We start from the raw sequence: 17980 nt of genomic DNA, 5'->3' as shown, positions 1-17980 counted from the left end.
CCTAACTTCTAACTCCTAACTTTTTTAAAGGGGATAATCTTTCTGAAACTGTTCACGAGTTAGCGGTTGTTGTATCTCTACACCCTCACCGCCTAAAACATCTAATGGTTTGCCGTTCACGTCAATGTACACCTTGGCTTTGGGATTTAAAGTTGTCGCAGTGTAAACAACTTGTCCCACGCGGCCCATCATTGAGGTGCTACCGCCTCCGCCGGTAAAATCTTCAGATAAATTAACGTGAACTTCATTATTTTCCGCCTTCAGTCCCAATAGCTTGGTTCCTTTAGGGATGGTTGTTGAATCTGTCCCTTCTGTTGGGCCTGCTAACAAACTTTGGAAAGCTGCTTCTAAAGCTTGGTTGGGTAATACAGAAGCTACTTTAACAGGCTGGGGAACCAAAGTAACATTTTTGTCTTTTGGTCTTAGCCAGTAAACGTTAGGGGTTTTCTCATTACCTGGCTGCCTAGTTGATGGTTGTGCTGGTTGAGCTATTTGCCCAGAAGGGTTTGACGGTGTGGGAGTATTGTTGGATTGTGTGGTAAACCAAGCTACACCACCACCCACCGCTACAACCACTGCTGATACAGCTGCAATTACGCCTGAAGAAATACGATTAGATCCTTGTTGGTCTTTCATGTTCAAAACCTTCCTAACTGAGGGCTGATATGGTAGTTATGTGAGGAGCAGCCTGGTTAAAGACGATACTTATAAGTGGAGAGTTTCCCACAACCTAGAGGAGACTTGATGCCTTTTAATTCTGCAAGTCCCTAATCCAATTCTAGGATTTTTATTTCTAATCCGTCACCCACCTGCCAAATTATGTAAATTGTGGGGAGTGAAAAGTTAAGAGTTAGGAGTTGGGGACAAGGAAGATAAGGGGAAATTATTGAACAAGTCTCTCCCTTGTCTCCCCCCTCTTCCTTGTCTCTTCTCCATACTTATGCCGTATGCCCTATTGCTTCTGTAATCCAACCTTTGAGTGTTGTTGTCACTTCATCAATGACTATTTCTTGAGATTTACGGGTGGCTCTTTCTACAACTTCAACTTTGCCATTAGCGATCGCACGTCCGGTTACAATTCTATAAGGGATGCCAATTAAATCAGCATCTTTAAATTTCACTCCCGCCCGTTCGTCTCGGTCATCTAGTAGGGTTTCAATTCCCGCTTGATTGAGTTCTGTGTAAAGTTTTTGGGCGATTTCGATTTGTTGAGCATCCTTAATGTTGGGAATTGTGACGATCGCGTGGTAGGGTGCGATCGCAACTGGCCAAATAATCCCATCTTTATCGTAAGATTGCTCGACGGCAGCTTGTGCTAATCGTGATACACCTACACCAAAACAACCCATAAATAGCTGCTTTTCTTCACCCTGTTCATTGGTATAAGTTGCACCCATCGCTTGGGAATATTTAGTACCTAATTGGAAGATGTGACCTGCTTCAATTCCACGGGCGCTTGCAAGGGTTTGTTCTGGGTTATGGATGGCGCGATCGCCTGATCTTGACTTACGGATATCTACTATTCGCTCTGGTAACTTAAATTGCTCACCCCAATTAGCACCAACTACGTGATAACCAGCTTCATTTGCGCCTGTAACAAAGTTTTTTAAATCAACGGCTGTTTGATCTACCAAGCGCAAAAACTTGGGATGAATCTGTTTATTAGCAGTAATATACTCATCTGCGATATCCGGGGCAATGTAGCCTAAAGGCAGAGATTTAGTTGTCCATGCTTGCTGGGCTTCTACATTTGGCACATTCAAACTAATAATAGTTTTAGCACCATATTTAGAAGCTAATTTGGTCAGTTCATTTTGCAATTTGACCTCATTAACTTCCTGATCACCTCGGATGCTCACCAAAACTAACACTGTTATACCATTATCATAAACTGTTTGATAAAGGACATTTTTAACTAATTGAGTGGGAGAAGAGTTGAGGAGTTGACAGACTTTTTCAATGGTTTCTGTTCCAGGTGTATCGCGTTTTTCGTAGGTTGTAAACCGTGAGGTTTCGGCGTCAATTGGTAAAGAAACAGCCTTTTCTACGTTAGCAGCGTATTTACCGTCCTCAGTGTAGAGAACTTCGTCTTCACCCGCTTCTGCCAAAATCATAAATTCTGTGGAACCAGAACCGCCAATTGCACCAGAATCAGCTTCCACTGCGCGAAAAGCTAAACCAGAACGCCGTAGGATATTGCTGTAGGCTTTATACATATCCTGGTAAGTTTCTTTGAGGCTGGCTTCATTAGTATGGAAAGAGTAGCCGTCCTTCATGATAAACTCTCGTCCGCGCATTAAACCAAAACGGGGACGAATTTCATCGCGGAACTTGGTTTGAATTTGGTAGAGATGTAGTGGTAGCTGGCGATAAGAGCGAATCATATCACGAGCGATCGCTGTGATTACTTCTTCATGAGTTGGCCCTAATCCTAATTGTTGCTCGCGGCGGTCAATTAGGGAAAACATAATTCCCTCAGCTTTGGTGTAAGTGTCCCAGCGTCCCGATTCCTTCCATAAATCAGCAGGTTGTAATTGTGGCAAAAGACATTCTTGTGCGCCTGTCGCGTTCATTTCTTCTCGCACAATCTGGGAAACTTTTTGCATTACCCGCCACATTAACGGCAAATAAGCATAAAGACCGCTACCGATGCGACGAATGTAACCTGCACGGAGTAATAATTTATGGCTAGGAATCTCAGCATCAGCTGGATCATCCCGGAGTGTAACGAATAACATTTGTGATAGTCGCATCGTTGTTTATTCCCTTTCCAGAATCTCTAATTTGTTTATAAACCACCTCGCGATTAGAAATCGCGGCCACACAAACCCTCGTCCGCCTGGGTGCATTCAGAAGGTATCCTAGTTTTTGAACCTGCAAGGTAGGCAAAGCGCAAGCGCGATCGGCATCTTACAGCCGTTAAGATATGGCATGATATAATCTTTGCAACTATTTAAAGGTCTAGGTTATGAGTCATTTGACATTAAAACTAGACACTGTTCACCTTAGTGACGAACAATTTTATCACTTATGCCAAAATAACCGCGAATTGAAATTTGAACGCACTACCAAGGGAGAATTAATCATTATGTCCCCCGTTGGAGGTGAAAGCGGCAATCGAGAAGCAGATTTAATTATTGATTTGGGAATCTGGAATCGGCAAACTGGCCTTGGATTTACCTTCAGTTCTTCTACTATATTCAAATTACCTAATGGTGCTGACCGTTCCCCAGATGCCGCTTGGATTCAACGAGAACGTTGGCAAGCACTTACACCTGAACAAAGACGGAAATTTCCCCCCATTGCACCCGATTTTGTAATTGAATTAAGGTCAGCAACAGATGATTTGGAAATGTTGCGTTCTAAAATGCACGAATATATAGGTGCAGGAGTGCAATTGGCGTGGTTGATAAATCCCCAACAGCAGCAAGTGGAAATTTATCGCCAAAACCAAGATGTAGAGGTGCGAAATCTGCCTACACAATTATCGGGTGAAAATGTATTACCAGGATTTAGCTTGAGTCTATCCTGTTATTAAAATTTGCAAGTGCTGCTAAATCTCCATTATCTGCCCATACTTTACATCGCAATAAAAAATACTCTATAAGTCTGCGTAGGTACGCTTCATTTTTTATCGTGTGTGACTGCGACTTCAATCGTCAGGGTATCTTACAGCGGCTAAGATAGCTTAAAAGAAATCACGGCATCTTTAGGAGAAACTACCTTGGCAGATGTAATTTATCAAGCACAAGCACCCTTAGAATTTATTCCTCCAGCCTTTAACCCTTTATTGCTGCGAGTCGTTAATCTGTTGCTACCCAGTTGGATAAATTGGCAAACATCTATTACCCAAATTGAAGCGGATAACGTAGAAGTTCTGGTGGATCTCTATCGCCAGTTTCAGGAGGGTAAGATCCGTTTTATGCTGGCATTTCGCCATCCGAAAACAGACGATCCACTTTGTTTAGGTTACTTGCTGTCTCAACTTGTGCCAAAGACAGCGCGATCGCAAGGTACAACACTACAATTTCCGACTCACGCTCATTTTATCTACGATCGCGGCATTCCTCTCTGGGCAGGTTCCCACGTTGGCTGGATTGCTTCTCATTTAGGTGGGACTCCGATTCAGCGAGGTAAAGCTGACTGGACAGGGTTACGTTCGGCGCGTGAGTTGTTCGCCAATGGCAAATTCCCGATGGCGGCTGCGCCTGAAGGTGCTACCAATGGTTTATCGGAGAATATCAGCCCTCTAGAACCTGGTATCGCCCAATTAGGCTTCTGGTGTGCTGAAGATTTGCACAAAGCTGGAGACGATCAACAAGTTTTGATTGTACCAGTTGGGATTAAGTATAATTACGTTGATGCTCCTTGGGATGCGATCGCTAATCTTTTAAGTGAATTAGAGGCGGCTAGCGGTTTACCTGCAAATCCACCAGAACAGGCTTCGGTAGAATCGCTTTATCCCCGGTTGTTGGCTTTGGCAGAACATTTACTTTTGCTCATGGAAGAATTTTACACCCGGTTTTATCATCAAAAACTGCCAGATCCCAAGATTGTCAACGGGCAAATTCCAGATAGAAATGAAGCATTAGCAGTTCGTTTACAAGCTTTATTGAATGCAGCGCTGTTAATCTCAGAGCAGTATTTTAATTTACAGTCAAAAGGGAGTTTGAGCGATCGTTGTCGCCGAGTCGAGCAAGCAGGTTGGAATTATATATTTAGAGAAGAATTTAAAGATGTAAAAGGAGTGTCTGCTGTCGAAAGAGCTTTAGGCGATCGCGTTGCAGAAGAAGCGAATGCACGGATGTGGCACATGCGTTTAGTAGAAAGTTTTGTGGCAGTTTCGGGTAATTATATTCGTGAAAATCCAACGGGAGAAAGGTTTGCTGAGACGACTCTAATTTTATGGCAAATGATTGCTAAAATCAAAGGGAATAAAGCTGTGCAGCGTCCACAATTGGGTAAGCAAAAAGTAAAAATAACTATAGGCGAACCTATATCTATTTCGGAATATTACCCGAAATATCAAGAAAATCGTTTGGGTGCTAGACAAGCTGTTGCTGATGTGACAAATGATTTACAACAAGCGATGGAAGCTTTAATTTGAGCAGGATGGAAAGGACAATTGCTTTAGATACCTCAAGTTATATTGACAAAAAAAGATAAATGTGTAAGAGGTGTCAAGCAAAAGTCCTTTCTAAAAAATGCCAAAGTAATTTTATGTTTGTTTTGCGTCTAAAAACAAAACAAAGTTGTCTCAGCTGTAAAATATAAGTGTAGAGCCAGTAGTAGATTAAACCTCGGCAAAAAAACCCTAAAAATGCCAGGGTAATTTTATGCTTGTTTTGTGTCTCAGAAAAAACCAAGTTATCCCAGCTATAAAATATGAGGGTGGAGCCAAAGGTGACTAGTATTGATAATTACACTTTCTCTTTTTCAGGAGAAGTAACAATCCCCCAAGCTCCTCCTGAATTTAAATCAGGTTTTATCGGCATCGTTGGTCGTCCAAATGTCGGTAAATCTACTTTGATGAATCAATTAGTAGGACAAAAAATTGCCATTACTTCACCAGTAGCGCAAACTACACGTAACCGATTGCGCGGTATATTAACGACACCAGAGGCGCAGTTAATATTTGTAGATACGCCAGGAATTCATAAGCCTCATCATCAATTGGGCGAAGTATTGGTGCAAAATGCCAAAATTGCCATTGAATCAGTAGATGTAGTGCTATTTGTAGTAGATGGAGCGGTGGCTTGTGGAGCAGGCGATCGCTATATTGCCGAATTACTCAGTCGCAGCAAAACACCAGTGATTCTAGGTGTGAACAAAACCGACCAACAACCGGACGATTCTCAGTATCTAGATGATAGTTACGCTCAGATGGCCCAATCTCATGAATGGGAAATCGTGAAATTTTCTGCCAAGACTAGTGCAGGATTACCGCAACTTCAAGAATTATTAATTGAACATTTAGAACTTGGCCCATTATATTATCCCCCAGACTTGGTAACTGACCAACCAGAACGCTTTATTATGGGTGAATTAATCCGAGAACAAATTTTATTATTGACTCGTGAAGAAGTACCCCATTCAGTAGCGATCGCCATTGACTTAGTAGAAGAAACACCCAGCATTACCCGTGTACTTGCTACCATCAATGTCGAGCGCGATTCCCAAAAAGGCATACTCATTGGCAAAGGTGGAGCGATGCTCAAAGCAATTGGCAGTGAAGCTCGCGAACAAATTCAAAAGTTAATTGCTGGTAAAGTTTACCTAGAATTATTTGTGAAAGTTCAGCCAAAATGGCGACAGTCGCGGCTCAGTTTAGCAGAGTTAGGCTATCGCGTCGAAGAATAATAATTGGTCATTGGTCATTGATAAGGACAAATGACAAAGGACAAAGGACAAAGGACAAATAATTAATAAAAATGTCTTTAGATACTCCCTATCCCTTAAATTTACCCGCTAATGCTCCGCCATTACGTGTGTTAATTGTTGAAGATGATCCAATGATGCAACTGGGATTAGAGCAATCGTTAATGGCTCATCCTCAGTTGGAGATTGTTGGACAAGCTGAAGATGGTTATTTGGGAGTTCAAGCCGCACTGCAACTAAAACCCGATTTGGTAGTTATGGATATTGGATTGCCGCGATTAGATGGCATTGCGGCGACACAGCAAATTAAAGCGGCGCTGCCAGCAACTCATGTAGTGATGCTGACATCTCATCAAACAGAGACAGAAATTATTGCGGCACTATCTAGCGGTGCAGATGCTTATTGTATCAAAGGTGCAAGTGTAGAAAGATTGTTAAGTGCGATCGCCGCCGCAGTTGATGGTGCAGCCTATCTCGATCCCCAAATTGCGCGGCGAGTAATTGATAATCTCAAACCACCTTCACCCACTACCAACACAGCTAATTTATCTGGACGCGAATTAGAAGTGTTGAAACTCATGGTAGATGGTTTGAGTAACCCAGAGATTGCCGAAAAACTCTATCTCAGTCCCAACACCATTAAAACTCATGTCCGAGGGATTATGAATAAATTAGCAGTAGACGATCGCGTGCAAGCAGCAGTCGTTGCATTGCGTTCTGGGTTGGTTTGATTATATATAAATTAAACTTTACAAGTAGAGGCATACATATAATATATGTATGCCTCTATGACCGATTAATTCGATTAGTTCGTCGCCAAGAATTTGGAAAAATAGTCTACCTCAATGCATTTTCGTTAAAAGAGTTTGAGAATTGATTAGGGTCTAGATGCTCTGGAAATAGTAAAATTTCCTTGCCTTCTAAATTTGCCTTTTGGTGAAGCAAAATCGCTTTTCCCAAAGAACAATATTTAATTGGAACCCATCTGTCGCCGCTATAAAAGTAGACAGTTACCCGGCTCATTGCATACTCTTTCAGCGGTAGTGGAATGTACCAGGACGAGTCCACAATTTTAACTTTACCTGTGGAGTCCATGCTTTGAACCTCAGCTACTAAGTATATTTACTCTCATTCGTTATTCTTATTACTCTCACTCATCAAAGTGAATTATGGTAACTATCATAAGTAATAAGCTAATTTGTCTTTAAGGTAGAAGTTTAGGAGTCAACTAGCTTTTCGCCGGGATTGAGTCTTAGTAATTCGTAAGGAATTCTCGGATAAAGTTTGACAGACTGTCTTTTGACGCAATGATTATTTTAAAATTATCGTTCCTAAATACTGGTGGAAAAATAGCATCAAAAATCTTTGAATTTTTCTTTAATTGCCTTTCCCCAGTCAGCCTGCTTTACTTCACTTACTCTTAGAAACTCTATGTTCCACTTTACCTTAGAGAAGAATTTGGGATGGCTATTATTGATTTCGGTTTTGATAGCTACACCAGTTAATGCCCACACAGAAAAGGTATCAAAAGACGTGGGTGGAATGCTGCATATTGAACCCCATGACAATCCTCAAGCTGGCAAAACCGCTCATGCTTGGATTGTCCTCACCCGTAAAGGCGGGCAATTAATTCCCCTAACCCAATGTAACTGTCAGTTGGCTGTCTACCCTCAACCTCACAACGAAACTGATGCCCCATTGCTGAAGCCAGCCTTACATAATGTGTCAACCAAGCAATATAAAAGCATTCCCGGAGCCGAAATTGTATTTCCCAAAGTAGGAACTTATGAATTGGAGTTAAGCGGTACTCCCAAATCTGGAGCTAGTTTCAAGTCCTTTGTGTTGTCTTACACCATCACTGTCGGCTCATAAAACTTAACTGTAATCGCACTGCGATCGCTAACCTTTCACCTTCTACCCCATTCTCAATGCCCATAATTTAAAATCCTGCCAAACGATATCAAGGTTTCAAACTCAGGGATGATGAGTAATTAGCAACTAAATTGACAAAATCACACTATAAAGAGTGATATTAAGCGATAGATAGCGCTTGTAAAGGACTAACGGGCATGATTAAATCTTGGATGGTGATTGGGGGTGTGGCTTTCTTGGTTGCCTTAGCCGCGAACGTGATTACGCCTAGCGATCGCCAATGGTTCAAGCGCTTACAACGACCAAGGTGGCTAACTTTTGAGGGTGCGATTCCAATTATCTGGACTGTAATATTTATTTGCGGTGCTTGGTCGGCTTATATTGTCTGGGAAAAAGACCCAGGAAGCACTTCAACCTGGTTAATCATGGGTTTATATCTGCTATTAGAAATTGTTACCATTGCTTATACGCCTGTCATGTTTAAGCTTCGCAGTCTGAAAGTGGGCACAATTCTCGGTGGCACAGGTTTAATTATTAGTGCTTTATTGATACTTGCAGTCTTAGGCTTTTCTGGTTGGGCAGCACTATTACTAGTTCCTTATTTGCTCTGGAGTCCCATTGGTACTTATACCACTTGGCAGATGATCAGTCTCAATCCTCAAGATGCCTAAGAATCGCCCCAGGGAGTGATTAAACATCTAGCCTAAATTGTCAAACTTGCAGTGTATGACTTGACAAAATACACAAAATTTGGGTGCATTATGATTCCATCTTGGATAATAATTGGGGCTGTAACCTTCTTCATTGCCCTTGGGAGTTTCTTGATTACGCCGCGTGATGTTAAATGGTTTGCACGATTAAGTCGCCCTCGCTGGCTAATTTTTGAGCCACTGATTCCGTTCATCTGGACTGTGGTTTTTATTGGTGGTGCAGTTTCAGCTACTATTGTCTGGCAAAAAAATCCCGGAAGCCTAATTACTTGGCTATTAATGGCTTTGTATCTCGTGGTGGAAATTATCACCGTCGCCTATATACCTTTAATGTTGAGATTTCGCAGTCTCAAAATTGGGGAAATTCTTGGATTAATGGGTTTGATTTTAGGCGTTGTCCTAGCAATCTGCGTTTTACCGATTTCTCTAATGGCGGCGCTGTTACTCCTTCCCTATCTAGTTTGGACTCCCATTGGTACTTACACTACCGACGAGTTAAGAGAGTTAAATCCTCAAGATGCTTGAAGAAGTATTCAGTAGTCTGAATTCAGTAGTCAGCAGAAGAAAGTGTGGGATGAACGCTTATTTATTCCTTATGGATTCCGCAAGAAAGATTTAGCATTTAGTTCACCATTTATTCAACATTAGATTGAGCAAGTCTGCCAGTCAGACTCCAATTCAATTCTGAATTCTGACTCCTGAATTCTTTTGTAATAACGCATTTATATAAGCCGTCCATAACGTGCCGTGACAGGATTGGCTGGATTGGATTGATTATTCAGCCAAGCCCACATTTGATCGCCGACAGAAAAATGCCACCACTCTCTAGGATTGCGTTGAAAGCCAGCTTTTGACATTACATCTAGCAATAGCTGACGGTAAGCATGATACTTTTGTGCTTCTGAGTTGTCATCATTGGCATAATAATCAGGATGCGATCGCTCTGACATTTCATCAATTGGCGAACCCATATTCACTATTTTCCCAGCATCATCTACTAGCGTCACATCCACCGCCGCACCTGTACTGTGAGGAGGCGGAGTTTTTTCATCCAAACTCGGTACAGCCCAAATTGCATAAACTGCTTCCCAAATCTCTTGACGTTGGTTTAGGGATAATTGCACGTCAGTCAGTCCCCTATCCCGTACTGCTTGGGCGAAGCTGTAATCTACCATAAATTGTTGGACTGCTACTGGGCGATAAGCATCAAAAATTTGGATACGCCAGTTAGGATGCAGAACGTCAAGATAATTTTGCGCTTGAATCAAATTTTCAATAACGCTTTGACGGAGATAATAAGGGGAGCGATCGCCATAAGGCGCACCTAATTTTTCATAAGGATGAGGAGATTCCACCGCAAACAATTCTAAAGGAATTGCTATTAGCGGTTCACCACACTCGAAAATTGGGATTTGATGATAGGGTCTCATCTAGTCAGCTACACAGGACTTACGGATTTTAACGCAAGCATAGCATTGTGTGTAACGATTTTCTTGTTCCTCTGTATCCTTTGCGCCTTTGCGTGCAATACTAATTTTTCTCAAATTAATCGCGCACGAAAAATGTAACAATACCATATACCTTCTTCGTATTATTTAGGAAGAACCTTGCACGAGAAATTAACATAAAAAATAAAGTATGGCAGATAAAACCAAGATTATTTCCTTTGAACTTTCTGACGGCAAAATAATTAAAGTAGAAGTTACCCCTATAGGAGAACAACCTGTTTCTAATGAAACCAGAGTCTTTAAACAAGCAACAGAAATTATTAAATCCATTGCTGAAGATGTCGCAGGTACATTAAAAGATATTAGCGAAACAGTCAAACCAGATAAATTTAGTGTCAAAGTAGGTTTACAAATTGGAGTTGAGTCAGGACAACTAACCGCTTTAATTGTCAAAGGAACAGGCACAGCTAACCTGGAAATTACGATGGAATGGGGTAAATAACAGTTGATTGTCTTACAGTTGTGGTAATCTTTTTACAAAGATGCTGCGTGAGAGCAATTAATGGGTAACGAAGACGATTTACAACGCTGTACAGTGCGTTTAAATGTTGCCAGTAGTCAGGGAACAGGTTTCTTTGTTGCACCGAATTTGATTCTCACCTGCGCCCATGTAGTCGAATCTGCGAAAGATAACCCTGTGCAAGTATTCTGGAAAGCGGGAAACCAGAATTACACAGCTAAAGTTACGCAATCATACAAATATCCCCTTGATTTAGCCCTTTTACAACTGTACGAGGATTGTTTGGATCATCCCTGTGTTGAATTGGATGACACAGAACCAAAAACCAACGATGATTTATATATTTTCGGTTATCCCAAGAATAGCGAAGTTGATTATTCGCAGGGAGATTCGGCAAGCTTTAAATATGAAGGAAGAAGTTTTAAAGAGGATATTATTCTCTATAAGTTAAAGCAAGGGCAAGTTATCTCAGGCTTTAGTGGTTCGCCTTTGCTAAATTTACTCACAGGTAAAGTTTGTGGAATTGTGCATCTTTCCCGTGATGAGAGTAACGATTTAGGTGGGCGGGCAGTTTCGGCTCAAGTTATTGTGCAACAGTTTCCCGAAATCGCCGAAGCTAATAAACAATTTCATCAGCCAAAGCCTAAAGGTGATAATCCATTTGAATATGGTCTTCCTGTTCCTCCGCAACGTTTTTATGGGCGGAGAAGAGAGATTTTAGAGATTAAAAACCGCATTGGTGCGATTAGTCCTCAATGTGTCAATTTGGTTGGATTGCGGCGCAATGGTAAAACCTCTCTATTGCGATATATCAGAGAAGGAATCAGCAAATTTTGTTCGCCAGAACAAAAGCCTTTAGTTGTTTTCTTAGATTTAACGAATGGGAATTTTCATACTCCAGAGGGGATTATTGAAGGCTTAAGGCGAGGGATTCACAAACTAACAGGGAATTTTCCTTGGTCAAAGGAAGATAATGAAGATGGCTTTGCAGTAGAAGATGGCTTACAGGACTTAGTAGATGAAGGGTATCGTTTAATCATTTTCTTGGATGAGTTTGAAGCCATTGCTAGTAAAAAAGATAGATTAGAATTGTTTCAGGATTGGGGAGAAGATTGGCGTTCTAAGGCTTCTGCGGGTTTATTAACAATGGTAATTGCCAGCAAACGCCCTCTTAATGAAGTCTACGAAACTTTGAGTCTGGGTTCTCCCTTTGCCAATATTTTCAGTACGACTATTTTAGGGGCATTAGAGGAGGAAGCTTGGCAAAGCATCATCCAGAAAGGACAGGAAGGATTTATGCCTAATTCTGCGGTATTACAATGGGTGGATGAGTTAGCAGGAGGGTTGCCCTATTATGTGCAGATGGCGGGGGCGATGTTGTGGCAAAATGGGAATCAAGAAATTGCTAAAAATGAGTTTAATTTTCAAGCAAAGCCTCGTTTTGAAGAACTTTGGAAAGACTTAACCGATGTTGAACGTTTAGCATTACGTTATGAGTTGAGAGGTGGTAACTTACCTATTCCCGATCTGGCAATTGTAGATAGGCTTCAGCGTCATGGTTTACTACAGAAGAATCGGGGTTTATTTAGCAGTGTTTTTGCAGAGTTTGTGAAAGGTCAAAGATAAAGCAAAAAGCCAAAAAATTAAACATTAAATATAGAAAATGTTGCTGTTTTTGCGAGAGACTTGGGAACTATTTTGGTGGGCAATGTTTTGTCCTTCAAGGCTTCAGCAACGAATGAATGAATGGTTTCCTCAAGAAGAAAAAGATGGGCGCAGGCCAAACACAAATTTTTGGAAGATTTTATTTTTATTTTTAGGAAACTTACGATTTAGTAGTCAGTATTTATTACTATTATTTATTTATAATATCCCTCTGATTTTAAGACTGATTGAGCGTAATCAATTATTAGATTGGTTACAGTTACCTTGTGTAATGTTAATTGCTTATACGATAGGAGTTTTATTTTTACCTTTAGGGCTGGTTATCTCCTTCTTGTGGTTAATAGTTGTATTAAATAAGCCTGATAGCTGGTTAAATGGCTTAATAGAAGCTACTAAAATTTTACCTCCTTTACTTCAAATAATGATAGGTCTTGCAGTTTTGGTAGTATCTTTATCATTAACTGTTTGGTTAGTGTTGCAACGGTTAGAAAAAAAACATCTTTCCCTTGCTCATAGTGTAATGGTGATAGGGGGAACAATCAGTGTGATGTTAGGTGCATGGTTAGCAACTGAAAACTGGTGGTTTCTGTTGTTAACCAGTGGGATGACAGGCTTTACCTTATTTTTCTTAAAAGAAAATATTACCGATATTGATGATGTGGGATTCGTGGCGGGAGTCGTGGCGGGAGTCGTGGCGGGAGTCGTGGCGGGAGTCGTGGCGGGAGTCGTGGCGGTAGCCGTGGCGGGAGTCGTGGCGGTAGCCGTGGCGGTAGTCGTGGCGGTAGTCATGTGGGGAGTCGTGGCGGGAGTCGTGGCGGTAGCCGTGGCGGTAGTCGTGGGGGGAGTCGTGGGGGGAGTCGTGGCAGGAGTTGCGACTTTACCGCTTACTTGGTTTTCGGTTGTTGCAAGTTTAATCGCTTTTGCTCTTGCACCAGCAAAAGACAACAGACTTTTTATCATCACTACAGTGATTTTAATAGCTTTTTCTGCCCAAAATTTAGGATGGCTTTCAGCATTAATTATCCCTGTAACCTTAGTCAGCTATTACAGAATATTTCCTGATTATTACTTTATCTCTTTAATTAGTTATTATATATTTCCTCATTATTTACTAAAACTTTTCAGATTTTCAGATTCAACAAATAGGCGGTTACGTCCCCAAACAGCAAAAATACTTTTTGAATTACCTCCTTACACTAGCGAACTTTTGTGGATACCTTTACCTAATCATGCTCGACTTCTTATTTCTGAATTTCGTGAAAGACCTCAACAAGCCTTAACAATCTTTCAATATACCCAGACTTTTTCCTTACCAGGATTTCAAATAACCCTGCAAAACGCCTTACCACAAATTGTTGCCGACCAACTCAAGCAAATTCAAAGTATTCCAGAACTAATCTTTACTGCCAACTCAGATCATCCCATATTACCCTTCCTGATTTCCCCCTTCTATCACCTCGATTCTGACAGCAATATCCACACTCCAGAAATACTTTTGCCAAGGGTTAAACCCGAATTGTATATCCTTCTTCCTCGCTTGCAAACTATTATTAAAGATATTCAATCTGCACTCGAAAATGAAAATATAGCCTTACGAGAACGAGGATTAGAAAAAATCAATGACAAGGTTGTTCGATTACAATCTCAATTATCCTCTCTGGGACTTAAAAGCGAAGCCATAAAACGCTGGACACCTGTACTGGAACATTGGCAAAGCGTTATTGAACTAGAACAAAATGAACAACACAAACTCTCTCAAGGCGAACTAATCAACCCGTTCCAATATGGAAATCCGGTACGACTTGACCAAAAAAACTTGTTTAAAGGTCGTCAGAGATTTGCCAATGAAGTTGTCCGTCGAGTTTTAGACCGTGACCGACCTACCCTTGTGCTGCATGGCCCCCGTCGCTGTGGTAAAACTTCCTTTTTGTATAACTTTCCCCGCTTGCTTCCCAGTGATATTCTCCCCGTATTTGTGGATATGCAAAGTTCCGCCATTACCACTAGCGAATCCGACTTTTGCTTTGGCTTAGTCCGTGCAATTCATAAAGACTGCAAAAGTCAAGGCGTTCAATTACCAAACATTCCTAAACGCACCGATTTTCAAGCTAGTCCCTATACCACCTTAGAAGATTGGTTGGATGAAGCATTTGCCCAAATCGGAGAACGGCGCATCCTTCTCAACCTTGATGAATTTGAAAAAATCGGTACCGCCATCCGAAACGGACAGATAACTTTACGTTTATTTGACCAACTACGCCACTTAATTCAACATTATGAACAACTAGGTTTTCTCCTTTCTGGGGTGCAAACTTTAGAAGAATTAGGCCCGAATTGGAGTAGCTATTTTATCAGCGTTGTCCCAATAGAAATGCTTTATCTTGAACTTAACGAAGCTGAGGAATTACTGCGTAATCCAGATCCAGATTTTGCACTGGGTTACGCTCCAGGCATTGTAGAGGAAGTATTAAAGTTTACCAATTGTCACCCTTACTGCCTACAATTATTGGGCGCATCAATGGTGAATCAAGCTAACTTTAACCATACTGATTTTATTACTGCTGAACTTTTGCAAGCTTCAATTAATGACGCATTTATTTCCGGTCAACCTTATTTTACAAATATTTGGACAGAATTTACAGGAACTACACCAGAAGAAATAGTAATTGGTCAAGAATTATTATTACAAGTTGCCAAGACAGATATTTTATTACCTATAACTACAGAAATTGCTGAAAAGGTATTAACCCGCTTGTTGCGTTATCATATTTTACAAAACATCAATGGAGGATATGATTTTGAAATTCCTCTGTTAAAACAATGGGTGAGAGAGCGTGCAGTAAGAAGCTAATTATTTAAAGTTAGGATGGTGCGTTAGAGGTTGTTTTAAAAGTCCTATTGTAGGTATCAAAACGTTCTAGATCCCCCCAACCCCCCTTAAAAAGGGGGGCTTTAATTCCGGTTTCCCCGTTATATAAGGGGGGTTAGGGGGGATCAACAAGTGCCTAAAATCACAGTCAAATAGTTTTCAAACATCCTCTTAGCCTCCGGCATAACACACCCTACAGCTACAGGCTTAACAAGACTAAAGTTCTGTTGTTGCACATAGCCTAACGTACTCTGATGGAGTAGCAAGCTACCCGTAGCGTCTGGTAGAAAAAAGGTATTGCTCCTTTAATTAAATAATTTTGTTCATGAAAACGATGTGTTTATTCATAAACGCAATGTGTTTGTTCATGAAAACGATGTGTTTATTCATGAACGCAATGTGTTTGTTCATAAAAACGATGTGTTTATTCATGAAAACAATGTGTTTGTTCATGAACGCGATGCGTTTGTTCATGAAAATCATAATTTAAGTAAAATTGTGTAGGCGTAGTCCCTCGTAAATGAGTAAGTGGTTACGCAACATTATTTATGTCATTGCGTAGGCGATTTTAGTCTTGTCACGCTACGACAAAACGGGATTTGGGATAATCAATAGTATCCAAAAATTTAATTTTGTTCATTTAACTTCACAAATGCAGTAATCAAACGTGTATAGGGTTTATTAGCGGTAGTTTCCCAGATTGTCCGCAGTCTGATTCCGTCTATGTCACGTACTATCCAATCTACTTTAAACTGTTGACCAAATTGTGTAGTACTTTGCTGAACAATTTCACCTGTAACTGCTGCTGTTTTAATAAGTTCACGCAAAACATCGACGTTTTCTAGCGTGATTCCTAAAATTTATGCGAAAACTCTGGCTTTATGTTTACCACTCGGATGTTCTGGGTTAAGACAATAACCATGAGCTTTTGCACAGAAATCTCTGCTTTCTCAGTGTTGGGTAATTTCATGGTCTATGAATATGCCCTAACAGACTTCAAATTTTATCATTGACGGTTCGTTTCTCAAAAAATGCTCAATCAAAACAAGACACCTCTATTAGATGCCTTAAAGGCCAATGCAGCAAGACCTCATGCACCTTTTTACACTCCAGGACATAAACAAGGTGAGGGAATTTCTCAACCCTTGGCTGATTTACTTGGTAAAGCCGTTTTTCGCGCTGATTTAACCGAATTAACAGATTTAGATAATCTCTTCGCACCCCAAGGCGTTATTCAAGAAGCACAACAACTAGCAGCTGAGGCGTTTGGCGCTTCGCAAACATGGTTTCTTGTCAATGGTTCTACCTGTGGGATTGAAGCGGCAATTCTCTCTACTTGTGGCACAGGCGATAAAATTATTCTGCCTCGTAATGTGCATTCTTCGGCGATCGCAGGTTTAATTCTCTCTGGTGCAATACCAATTTTTCTCAATCCTGAATACGATCCAGCTTTAGATATTGCCCACAGCATCACGCCCAACGCTGTACAATCTGCACTCCAACAGCATCCAGATGCGAAAGCAGTGTTGGTGGTTTATCCAACATACTACGGTGTTTGTGGAGATTTGAGTGCGATCGCCAACATCACACATCAATATAATATCCCTCTACTTGTAGATGAAGCACACGGCGCACACTTTGCTTTTCATCCCGAATTACCAACTCCAGCCTTAGCCGCAGGTGCCGATTTAACTGTACAATCCATCCACAAGGTACTCGGTGCGATGACACAAGCATCGATGCTACACGTTCAAGGTAAAAGGATAGATTGCGATCGCATCAGTAAAGCTTTGCAACTTGTACAGTCTACCAGTCCTAGTTATTTACTTTTAGCTTCCTTGGATGCAGCGCGTCAGCAAATGGCACTCCACGGAAAAATGCTGATGTCTCGCACTTTGCAACTTGCTGACGAAGCTAGAACGAGAATCAGTCAAATTCCTGGATTATCAGTTTTGGAAATGCCTCCCTTGGGAGAATCTCCTGGTTTTATGGCTTTAGATAAAACACGACTAACTGTCACAGTTTCCGCTTTAGGCTTAACTGGATTTGAGGCAGATGAAATTCTGGATGAAAAATTAGGCGTTACTGCTGAATTCGCCTCACTGCAACATCTCTCCTTTATCATTAGTTTGGGGAATACCTCAGCCGATATTGAGCAATTAGTCCAAAGTTTTACCATCCTCGCAAAAGAATATCGCCGAACTGATTCAACAGTTAAAAACCAAGTTTGGCAAACCCTGGATAAAACACCGAGTTATGCTTTACAACTTTCTCCCCGTGAAGCTTTTTTTGCGATCAGTGAAACATTACCTTTGCCACAAACAAATAAACGCATCTGTGCCGAAATCATCTGTCCCTATCCCCCAGGAATTCCTGTGTTAATGCCAGGAGAATTCATCACTAAATCTGTCCTGGAATACCTACAACAAATCCAGGCTATGGGGGGACTTATCAGCGGTTGCAATGATATTAGCCTCAGAACTTTGAAAGTTGTGAAATCACATCTTCACTCCTAACT

General features: G+C 41.1%; 15 protein-coding genes. 11 read left to right on the top strand and 4 right to left on the bottom strand.

The window, feature by feature from the left end; all coding sequences use genetic code 11:
• Nucleotides 1–24: 24 nt before the first annotated feature.
• Both HWQ39_RS13740 and HWQ39_RS13735 read right to left on the bottom strand, forming a co-directional pair.
• The gene (locus HWQ39_RS13740) at nt 25–636 is read right to left on the bottom strand and encodes a GerMN domain-containing protein (RefSeq protein ID WP_292845499.1); all 612 of its coding nucleotides are present in this window, start codon (nt 634–636) and stop codon (nt 25–27) included.
• A gap of 302 nt (nt 637–938) precedes the next feature.
• The gene (locus HWQ39_RS13735) at nt 939–2753 is read right to left on the bottom strand and encodes a proline--tRNA ligase (protein WP_292845496.1); all 1815 of its coding nucleotides are present in this window, start codon (nt 2751–2753) and stop codon (nt 939–941) included.
• A gap of 215 nt (nt 2754–2968) precedes the next feature.
• Here HWQ39_RS13735 and HWQ39_RS13730 point away from each other — a divergent pair, with 215 nt between their 5' ends.
• The 7 genes from HWQ39_RS13730 to HWQ39_RS13700 all read left to right on the top strand — a co-directional run bounded on the left by HWQ39_RS13730 (nt 2969) and on the right by HWQ39_RS13700 (nt 9485).
• Nucleotides 2969–3538 (top strand): Uma2 family endonuclease, encoded by a 570-nt coding sequence (locus tag HWQ39_RS13730; protein WP_292845493.1) that lies wholly within the window; start codon nt 2969–2971, stop codon nt 3536–3538.
• Between the two features lie 186 nt (nt 3539–3724).
• Nucleotides 3725–5107, top strand: coding sequence for a 1-acyl-sn-glycerol-3-phosphate acyltransferase (locus tag HWQ39_RS13725; RefSeq protein ID WP_292845490.1), 1383 nt, complete (start codon nt 3725–3727; stop codon nt 5105–5107).
• A gap of 278 nt (nt 5108–5385) precedes the next feature.
• Nucleotides 5386–6360 (top strand): GTPase Era, encoded by a 975-nt coding sequence (gene era / locus HWQ39_RS13720; protein ID WP_292845488.1) that lies wholly within the window; start codon nt 5386–5388, stop codon nt 6358–6360.
• A 71-nt stretch (nt 6361–6431) separates the two neighbouring features.
• The gene (locus HWQ39_RS13715) at nt 6432–7109 is read left to right on the top strand and encodes a response regulator transcription factor (protein ID WP_179067025.1); all 678 of its coding nucleotides are present in this window, start codon (nt 6432–6434) and stop codon (nt 7107–7109) included.
• A gap of 700 nt (nt 7110–7809) precedes the next feature.
• Nucleotides 7810–8250 carry a hypothetical protein gene (locus tag HWQ39_RS13710; protein ID WP_292845483.1) on the top strand — a complete coding sequence of 147 codons (441 nt, stop codon included), beginning with the start codon at nt 7810–7812 and terminating at the stop codon, nt 8248–8250.
• A gap of 197 nt (nt 8251–8447) precedes the next feature.
• Nucleotides 8448–8921 carry a TspO/MBR family protein gene (locus HWQ39_RS13705; RefSeq protein ID WP_292845480.1) on the top strand — a complete coding sequence of 158 codons (474 nt, stop codon included), beginning with the start codon at nt 8448–8450 and terminating at the stop codon, nt 8919–8921.
• 90 nt (nt 8922–9011) lie between these two features.
• Nucleotides 9012–9485, top strand: a complete 474-nt coding sequence (locus HWQ39_RS13700) for a TspO/MBR family protein (protein WP_292845478.1) — start codon at nt 9012–9014, stop codon at nt 9483–9485.
• A gap of 197 nt (nt 9486–9682) precedes the next feature.
• On the opposite strand, the gene HWQ39_RS13695 is transcribed toward HWQ39_RS13700, so the two are convergent.
• Nucleotides 9683–10390 carry a M15 family metallopeptidase gene (locus HWQ39_RS13695; RefSeq protein ID WP_292845476.1) on the bottom strand — a complete coding sequence of 236 codons (708 nt, stop codon included), beginning with the start codon at nt 10388–10390 and terminating at the stop codon, nt 9683–9685.
• Nucleotides 10391–10598: 208 nt separating this feature from the next.
• Here HWQ39_RS13695 and HWQ39_RS13690 point away from each other — a divergent pair, with 208 nt between their 5' ends.
• Genes HWQ39_RS13690 through HWQ39_RS13680 form a run of 3 tightly spaced genes read left to right on the top strand, consistent with a single transcriptional unit; the run spans nt 10599 to nt 15444 of the window.
• Nucleotides 10599–10910: a CU044_2847 family protein gene (locus HWQ39_RS13690; protein ID WP_292845474.1), complete on the top strand. Its 312-nt coding sequence runs from the start codon at nt 10599–10601 to the stop codon at nt 10908–10910.
• 60 nt (nt 10911–10970) lie between these two features.
• The gene (locus HWQ39_RS13685) at nt 10971–12554 is read left to right on the top strand and encodes a trypsin-like peptidase domain-containing protein (protein WP_292845472.1); all 1584 of its coding nucleotides are present in this window, start codon (nt 10971–10973) and stop codon (nt 12552–12554) included.
• 37 nt (nt 12555–12591) lie between these two features.
• Nucleotides 12592–15444, top strand: a complete 2853-nt coding sequence (locus HWQ39_RS13680) for an AAA family ATPase (RefSeq protein WP_292845470.1) — start codon at nt 12592–12594, stop codon at nt 15442–15444.
• A gap of 644 nt (nt 15445–16088) precedes the next feature.
• Here HWQ39_RS13680 and HWQ39_RS13675 read toward each other — a convergent pair.
• A complete protein-coding gene (locus HWQ39_RS13675) occupies nt 16089–16289 on the bottom strand; it encodes a DUF6883 domain-containing protein (protein WP_292845468.1) in 201 nt (66 codons plus the stop codon).
• Between the two features lie 204 nt (nt 16290–16493).
• Between HWQ39_RS13675 and HWQ39_RS13670 the strand changes: the two genes are divergently transcribed.
• Nucleotides 16494–17978, top strand: a complete 1485-nt coding sequence (locus HWQ39_RS13670) for an aminotransferase class I/II-fold pyridoxal phosphate-dependent enzyme (RefSeq protein WP_292845466.1) — start codon at nt 16494–16496, stop codon at nt 17976–17978.
• The last annotated feature ends 2 nt before the right edge of the window (nt 17979–17980 follow it).

This window comes from Nostoc sp. NMS8 (genome assembly GCF_017115045.1).
GTDB lineage: Bacteria > Cyanobacteriota > Cyanobacteriia > Cyanobacteriales > Nostocaceae > Nostoc.
The sequence above is the reverse complement of the archived record's forward strand: the minus strand, read 5'-3'. Positions and strand labels throughout refer to the sequence as shown.